Annotated in this window: 7 protein-coding genes; 3 read left to right on the forward strand and 4 right to left on the reverse strand. The window is 37.4% G+C overall.

Annotated elements, in window-relative coordinates; all coding sequences use genetic code 11:
- Positions 1 to 529 precede the first annotated feature (529 nt).
- Positions 530 to 3,952: a methylmalonyl-CoA mutase family protein gene (locus VNJ50_RS13090; RefSeq protein WP_325582633.1), complete on the reverse strand. Its 3,423-nt coding sequence runs from the start codon at positions 3,950 to 3,952 to the stop codon at positions 530 to 532.
- Between the two features lie 200 nt (positions 3,953 to 4,152).
- Here VNJ50_RS13090 and VNJ50_RS13095 point away from each other — a divergent pair, with 200 nt between their 5' ends.
- The 3 genes from VNJ50_RS13095 to VNJ50_RS13105 all read left to right on the forward strand — a co-directional run bounded on the left by VNJ50_RS13095 (position 4,153) and on the right by VNJ50_RS13105 (position 5,609).
- A complete protein-coding gene (locus tag VNJ50_RS13095) occupies positions 4,153 to 4,866 on the forward strand; it encodes a DUF4197 domain-containing protein (RefSeq protein ID WP_325582635.1) in 714 nt (237 codons plus the stop codon).
- A gap of 227 nt (positions 4,867 to 5,093) precedes the next feature.
- Positions 5,094 to 5,288 (forward strand): Lacal_2735 family protein, encoded by a 195-nt coding sequence (locus VNJ50_RS13100; protein ID WP_325582637.1) that lies wholly within the window; start codon positions 5,094 to 5,096, stop codon positions 5,286 to 5,288.
- Between the two features lie 93 nt (positions 5,289 to 5,381).
- Positions 5,382 to 5,609, forward strand: coding sequence for a Lacal_2735 family protein (locus tag VNJ50_RS13105; protein WP_325582638.1), 228 nt, complete (start codon positions 5,382 to 5,384; stop codon positions 5,607 to 5,609).
- Here VNJ50_RS13105 and VNJ50_RS13110 read toward each other — a convergent pair.
- The 3 genes from VNJ50_RS13110 to prfA form a co-directional block, all read right to left on the reverse strand.
- Positions 5,578 to 6,366: a helical backbone metal receptor gene (locus tag VNJ50_RS13110; protein ID WP_325582640.1), complete on the reverse strand. Its 789-nt coding sequence runs from the start codon at positions 6,364 to 6,366 to the stop codon at positions 5,578 to 5,580. The genes VNJ50_RS13105 and VNJ50_RS13110 overlap by 32 nt on opposite strands.
- A 40-nt stretch (positions 6,367 to 6,406) precedes the next feature.
- A complete protein-coding gene (gene pyrF / locus VNJ50_RS13115) occupies positions 6,407 to 7,225 on the reverse strand; it encodes an orotidine-5'-phosphate decarboxylase (protein ID WP_325582642.1) in 819 nt (272 codons plus the stop codon).
- 36 nt (positions 7,226 to 7,261) lie between these two features.
- A partial coding sequence (prfA, locus tag VNJ50_RS13120) for a peptide chain release factor 1 (protein ID WP_325582643.1) occupies positions 7,262 to 8,130 on the reverse strand: 869 nt, incomplete at its 5' end.

Here is an 8,130-nt window from a genome sequence, read left to right on the forward strand (position 1 = left end):
CTAAAGTAGCAAATTTTAAACTGACCTCAAAAAACTACACAACAACCTATTTAAAAATAGATCATAAATACACATTTTTAGAGTCTATACTATTTATAACAACTATATGGCGAGTTTATATCGAGTTCATATCGACTATACTGCGACTGTATATCGATTTTAAAACAACTTCATAACAACTTCATAACAACTCTCAAACGATTTTAAGCAGATATTATATAGAATCTTAAACGGATCGAAATCTAAAAACTCAGTCATTAACATCCTACAAAAACCATATTACATTCCACAAATTCTCCTTGTATTTACAATCTCGAAAAAGTTAAAAAATGCTGAATATTTCATTAAGGCTGTAAACAAAAAAATCCCTACCTTAAAACCGTAGGGATTTGTTATTTCTGCCATTGTTGGTGTTTTCCACCAACAATCTTCATCTAAAATAAATATGAACTTTCCTGAAGAGATCCCGCCCAAAAGCGGGATAAGCGACTCACAAACATTTCCCGAAAAGGGAAATGCCGTTCGCTGCTTACATATTTCGTCTGTACTGACCTCCTACTTCAAATAACGCATCGGTAATTTGGCCTAAAGAAGCCACTTTACAAACGTCCATCAAGGCTTCAAAAATATTCTCGTTATGAATGGCTTTGTGTTGTAAGTCTTTCAATAAGTCTGTAATATCGTTGCCTTTATGAAGGTTTTCAAGCGTTTTGATCTGTAATTGCTTCTCTTCTTCAGTAGCTCTAATGACTTCTTTTGGAATAACCGTCGGCGATCCTTTACTGCTTAAAAAGGTGTTCACACCAATAATTGGGAATTCGCCATTATGCTTTAAGGTTTCATAATACAGACTTTCTTCTTGTATTTTACTGCGTTGGTACATGGTTTCCATAGCACCAAGAACACCGCCTCTTTCGGTAATACGGTCAAACTCCAACAAAACGGCTTCTTCAACCAAATCGGTCAACTCTTCGATAATAAACGAACCTTGAATTGGGTTTTCGTTCTTTGCCAATCCTAACTCCTTATTGATAATCAACTGAATGGCCATGGCACGACGCACCGACTCTTCAGTTGGTGTGGTAATAGCTTCATCATAAGCATTGGTATGCAATGAATTACAGTTATCATAAATAGCATATAGTGCTTGAAGCGTGGTTCTGATATCATTGAAATCAATTTCTTGTGCATGCAAACTGCGCCCTGAAGTCTGGATATGATATTTCAACATTTGCGCTCTTGGATCGGCATGATACTTATTTTTCATCGCTTTTGCCCAAATTTTACGTGCCACGCGACCAATAACAGCATATTCTGGATCGATCCCGTTAGAGAAAAAGAAAGACAAGTTAGGACCAAACTTATTGATATCCATACCTCTACTCAAATAATACTCTACATAAGTAAATCCGTTAGATAAGGTCAATGCCAATTGCGTGATAGGATTGGCACCGGCTTCGGCAATATGATAGCCTGAAATTGACACCGAATAGAAATTGCGAACGTTATTTTCAATAAAATATTCCTGAACATCACCCATCAATCGCAAGGCAAATTCTGTCGAAAAAATACAGGTATTTTGTGCTTGATCTTCTTTTAAAATATCCGCCTGAACGGTACCGCGCACTTGTGCAATGGTTCGTGTTTTAATCTCTTGATAAATGGCATTCGGCAAAACCTGATCGCCAGTAACGCCCAAAAGCATTAATCCCAAACCGTCATTACTTTCTGGCAAATCGCCATTATAAGTTGGGCGTTCTACATTCTTATCTTTATAAATCTTGGCTATTTTGGCTTCAACTTCTTTTTCTAAACCGTGCTCTTTAATATAAAGCTCACATTGCTGATCGATGGCAGCATTCATAAAAAAGCCCAACAACATTGGCGCAGGACCATTGATGGTCATACTTACCGAAGTCATAGGATGTGACAAGTTAAAACCTGAATACAGTTTTTTGGCATCATCCAAACAACAGATGCTCACGCCAGCATTTCCAATTTTGCCATAAATATCAGGTCGTAAGTCAGGATCATTGCCATAAAGCGTTACACTGTCAAAAGCAGTGGACAAACGTTTGGCCGGCAAGCCCATACTTACATAATGAAAACGACGGTTGGTGCGTTCTGGCCCACCTTCACCAGCAAACATACGCGCTGGGTCTTCACCGGTTCGTTTAAAAGGATATAATCCTGAGGTAAAAGGAAATTCACCCGGAACATTTTCTTGTAATATCCATCTCAAAATATCCCCCCAAGCCTTGTATTTTGGTAGTGCCACTTTTGGAATCTGCAAGTGTGACAATGATTCGGTATGCGTTTCAATCTTTATTTCGTTATCTCGAACTTTAAAGGAGTAGATAGGATTCTTGTAAGCGTTCACTTTTTCATCCCAACCGGTTATCACTTCCCAATTGTACGGATCAAGATTTAGTTTGACACGATCAAATTCGGCAATCAATAATTTTATGAAATCCTTATTCTGATCATCACTTAAATCCATTGATTTATCATCAATTCCTGCTTTGTCCAATTTTGGCGTTTGGCCGATCACCGACTCGATCGTTTTATAAATTCCATAAAGTTTTTGTGCAACTTCCACTTGCGTTTTGACCGTTTCATCATAAGCCCGATTGCTTTCAGCAATTTCTGATAGATAACGTGTTCTTGCCGGCGGAATAACGAAAATCTTTTCGCTCATTTCTTCCGAAATGGTATAGGCGGAGTTTAAATCGGCATTCGTTTTCTCCACAATTTTGTCCATAATGGCTTTATAAAGCGTATTCATTCCCGGATCATTAAATTGTGAGGCTATCGTTCCGAAAACTGGTAAATCTTTTGGATCAACATCCCATAACAAATGGTTGCGTACATACTGTTTTTTCACATCGCGCAACGCATCCAAAGAACCGCGCTTATCAAATTTGTTGATGGCCACCAAATCAGCAAAATCGAGCATATCAATTTTCTCCAATTGTGTAGCCGCACCAAATTCAGGTGTCATGACATATAATGACACATCGGAATGTTCTATAATTTCAGTATCCGACTGGCCAATTCCTGAAGTTTCTAAAATAATCAAATCATATTTAGCAGCTTTCAATACCTGGGTAGCCTCATGTACATACTTTGACAGTGCCAAATTGGATTGACGTGTTGCCAAACTGCGCATATACACCCGCGAATTGTTGATAGAATTCATACGGATACGGTCGCCAAGCAAGGCTCCGCCCGTTTTTCGTTTTGAGGGATCTACAGAAACCAACGCCACGGTTTTTTCTGGAAAATCAATTAAAAAGCGTCGTACCAATTCATCTACCAAAGATGATTTTCCGGCGCCACCAGTTCCTGTAATTCCGAGAACAGGAGTTTTTGATGTTTTATTGATGTCATGAATCTTATCTAAAGTCGGTTTTGCCACCTCAGGAAAGTTTTCGGCTGAAGAAATTATCCGAGCAATGGCCCTCGAATTCTTGTTCCCCAATTCGTCCAACTCATCATTAAGGATATCGCCTATCGCATAATCAGAAGTTTGCACCAAATCATTGATCATCCCTTGTAAACCAAGTTCCCTCCCATCATCTGGAGAATAGATTTTAGTAATTCCATAATCCATCAATTCTTTGATTTCCTCAGGTAGGATAACACCACCGCCGCCGCCAAAAATCTTGATATGACCCGCACCTTTTTCCTTCAACAAGTCATACATATATTTAAAATACTCATTATGTCCACCTTGATAAGAGGTCAAAGCAATGGCATTGGCATCTTCCTGAATAGCAGTATTAACCACTTCCTCTACACTTCTATCATGGCCTAAATGAATAACTTCAACACCAGTTGACTGGATGATCCGACGCATAATATTGATGGCGGCATCATGTCCATCAAAAAGTGAAGCAGCAGTTACGATTCTAACTTTATGTTTTGGTTTATAGGGTATTGTTTGTATCATTTGTAAAATTTGATTTTATAAGTAAGGCAAATTTACAGATTTTATAAAGGAAGTGCACCAATATTATGAATTGTTTAAATTCTCAAAAATATCAAAACTAAACCTTTAAAACACATAGTAATAATCCAAAAACCTTTATTAATCCAGATTATCTGAACAATTTGATATATTTTTGAACCCAATAAAAAAAACAGATTATTATGAAAAGATCATTATTAATTGTGCTCGCTGTTTTCACTTTAAATTCATGCGCTGAACTTCAAGGTATTGTTGACACCTTACCACAAGGCGGCTCAATCTTGTCAAATGCCGATATGGCGGCAGGATTAAGACAAGCATTGGATTTTGGAATTGAAAAACAAGTTGCCAAACTCACTAAAACCGATGGTTTTTACAAAAATGAATTGGTAAAAATACTTTTACCCGCCGAATTACAAAAAGTAGACAAAGGTTTGCGCGATATAGGTCTGGGCAACCTAGCCGACGAAGGCTTGAAAGCCCTCAACAGAGCTGCTGAAGACGCCGTTAAGGAAGCAACTCCAATTTTTGTAAATGCTGTAAAAGAAATCACTTTTGGAGATGCAAAAAACATCCTTTTAGGAAATGATGACGCTGCAACACAATATTTAACCGGAAAAACACAAACGTCTTTATATAGCAAATTTCATCCCGTCATCAACAAATCATTTGCCAAAGTAGGTGCCGATCAAATTTGGGCGAATCTTATCAATAAATATAATGCCATCCCATTTACGAGCAAAGTTAACCCCGATTTAACCGATTATGTTACTGCTGAAGCTTTAAAAGGAGTTTATACAATGATTGCTGTTGAAGAAAAAGAAATCAGAAATTCTGTTGCTGCCAGAAGCACCGATCTTTTAAAAAGAGTATTTGCGATGCAGGATAAAAAATAATCCTACCTGCTGATATCATTATTGCAAAACTGGGAATAATTGATAAATATTCAAAAAAACGAGTATTAATCATAGTTGCAACCACAAAGCCACAAGATATTTACACAAAAAACCACACATTTAAGCCGATTGAAATCATCAATCGGCTTTTTTTATAAAATTTTGAAAAATTTAACTTGTTCCCTATTCCAATTTTAGATATATTTAACTATCAAACAGTTGTAGCCATGAAAACCTTGTCAGAAATTAAAGCCCACCAACTCAAACTTCAAAATCGGTATAAGCATCTTATAGAACAGGCCTACAACGTTCGTCAAACCGATCATGCATTAAGCGATATTTCAGAATACAAAGCCATTAAGCTTTTGAATAAACTGAACCGGCTAAAATACCTCAGTAGGGAAAACTCCGTACATATTTAACGCAAGAATATTATTATAACTTTAACGTTATCATCACGTCCTTTGCTGATTGTTTCACGTATTTATAATGTACGAACGTTATAATAAACTCACATGAACAATCATTTTTGTAAAGTCGGAAAAATCAAATTTGGACTCAGTGAAGTCCTCAATTTAAAAGAAGTTGAACATAATTATCTAAAGTTTTCAGAAGAGGCTTATAATTTGATGCAAACGGATTCAGCTTTAAGCGATTTTTTATACGAAGAAGCCAGCAAGCTTAAAAAAATAATTCTGAATTTAAAAAACGCTAACACAAATGATGTTGATGCAGTGTTTTGAAATATTCAAACGCCTTTAATAATCGCGATCCGTACCAAGAAAACATTTCGCCATCAACCACTAAAACGGTTGCATTGGGAAAAAAGATTTTGACCTCTTGCATATGATTTTCATTGAACGGAAATGGCTCGGTGGAAAGCAAGACCAATTCGGCCAATTCTGGACGGGAAATATCAAGCGTTACTTCAGGATAACGTTCTAAATGTTGGTAATAGTTTTCAAACCCATTTAAGTGCAATAATTCATCAATAAAATTATGGTTTGCGGCAACCATCCAAGGTTGTTTCCATATAAAATAAGCAGTACTTTTTTTAGGCTTATCCTTTATAAATAGGTCAAACGCTAATTTCTTTTCAGCAATTTCATTTATAATTTTGTGGGCGTTACCTTCTTTGGAAAACAGCGTTCCATATAGACTTATCAAATCAAGCACATCGTCAATAGTATAAATATCACTAATATGGACAGGTGCTATTTTTTCTAATTCCTGAATCATCTCTCTTGTGTTTTCTTCCTTATTGCACAAAATAATATCAGGTTGCAAAGCTTTTATTTTATCATAATGGACTTGCTTTGTTCCGCCAACAATGGTTTTTTGTTCTTTAAGATGCGTGGGATGCACACAAAATTTGGTAATCCCCACAAGGGCCTCTTCGAGTCCCAAATCGACCAACAATTCTGTTTGCGATGGCACCAACGAAACGATCCGCTTTGGAGTTTCTTTAAGAATAATTGGCCTATGGAGCTGATCCTTCATTTTCTTTAAAATGAATTAAATGGAAATCTTCAGAAATAAATTATAATTGATTTAATATTTCGACCATTTCGAGTTGTAGTTCTTTGGCTTTTTGAGCAGCTGCTTCGGCAAAAGAGTGATCATTTGATGCGTAAATAATACCTCGTGATGAATTGATCAATAATCCAACTGAACCATTCATTCCGTATTTACAGACCTCCTGAAGATTGCCACCTTGAGCACCAACTCCTGGCACCAACAAAAAACTATCTGGGATTATCTTTCGGATATCTGCTAAATATTCCGCTTTTGTGGCACCAACAACATACATCAAGTTTTCAGAGTTTTTCCAGGTTTTTGAAGTCTCCAATACGTGTTTATAAAGCTCTTTGCCGTCAATAGTTTTGATCTGAAAATCAAAAGCACCTGGATTGGACGTCAAAGCCAAAAGTATGGTATGTTTTTCTTTAAATTCCAAAAACGGCTCTACCGAATCTTTGCCCATATAGGGGGCAACGGTAACACTGTCAAAACCCAAATCTTCAAAAAAAGCTTTGGCGTACATGCTGCTGGTATTGCCAATATCACCGCGTTTGGCATCGGCAATTGTGAAGATTTCAGGATGGTTTTGATTGAGATATTGAATGGTTCTCTCTAAGGATTTCCAACCTTTTAAACCATAAGCTTCATAAAACGCCGTGTTGGGCTTATAGGCAACACACAAATGATGCGTGGCATCAATAATGGCTTTATTAAAAGCGAAAATAGGATCTTCCTCCTTGAGAAGATGCTGTGGGATTTTGTTCAAATCAACATCCAATCCTATACAAAGGAAAGACTGTTTTTTTTTGATTTGCGAAATAAGTTCTTGTGTTGTCATATACTAAAAAAGCCTCCAAAAAGAGGCTTGATATTTTTAAATTACATCGGTATTTGCTTTTAACTTTTCGGTATTTTCAGCCAATTGCAACTCGTCAATGATACGCTGAATATCGCCATTAACGATATTACCCAAGTCGTAAAGCGTCAAACCAATACGATGATCCGTAACACGACCTTGCGGATAGTTGTATGTTCTAATCTTGGCACTTCGATCTCCTGAAGTTACCATCGATCCTCGTTTTGCCGCATCTGCTTCCAGTTTTTTGGCCAACTCCATCTCATATAATCGAGATCGCAATACTTTGAAAGCTTTCTCCTTATTTTTATGTTGTGATTTTTGATCTTGACATTGCGCTACCAATCCGGTTGGAATATGCGTTAAGCGCACCGCAGAATATGTCGTATTTACCGACTGACCTCCAGGTCCTGACGAACAGAAAAAATCGATACGCACATCCTTTGGATTGATTTCAACATCAAATTCCTCAGCTTCAGGAAAAACCATTACCGTTGCTGCACTGGTGTGGACACGTCCTTGGGTTTCAGTTTGTGGTACACGCTGCACACGGTGAACACCAGCTTCAAACTTCATCGTGCCGTACACATCATCACCAGAAACTTCAAACTGGATTTCCTTAAATCCGCCGTTGGTGCCTTCGCTATAATCTACCGTATCAACTTTCCAACCTCTGTTTTCGCAGTATTTAGTGTACATTCTAAATAAATCGCCGGCAAAAATACTTGCCTCATCGCCACCTGTTCCTGCACGAAGTTCAATAATCGCGTTTTTACTATCTTCCGGATCTTTTGGGATCAACATCAATCGGATTTCATCTTCCAATTTTGGAATGCGCTCCTTTGCCTCGTCATATTGCATTTTGGCCATTTCAACCATTTCCGCAT

The organism is Gelidibacter sp., assembly GCF_035577925.1.
In the GTDB taxonomy this organism is placed as follows: domain Bacteria; phylum Bacteroidota; class Bacteroidia; order Flavobacteriales; family Flavobacteriaceae; genus Gelidibacter.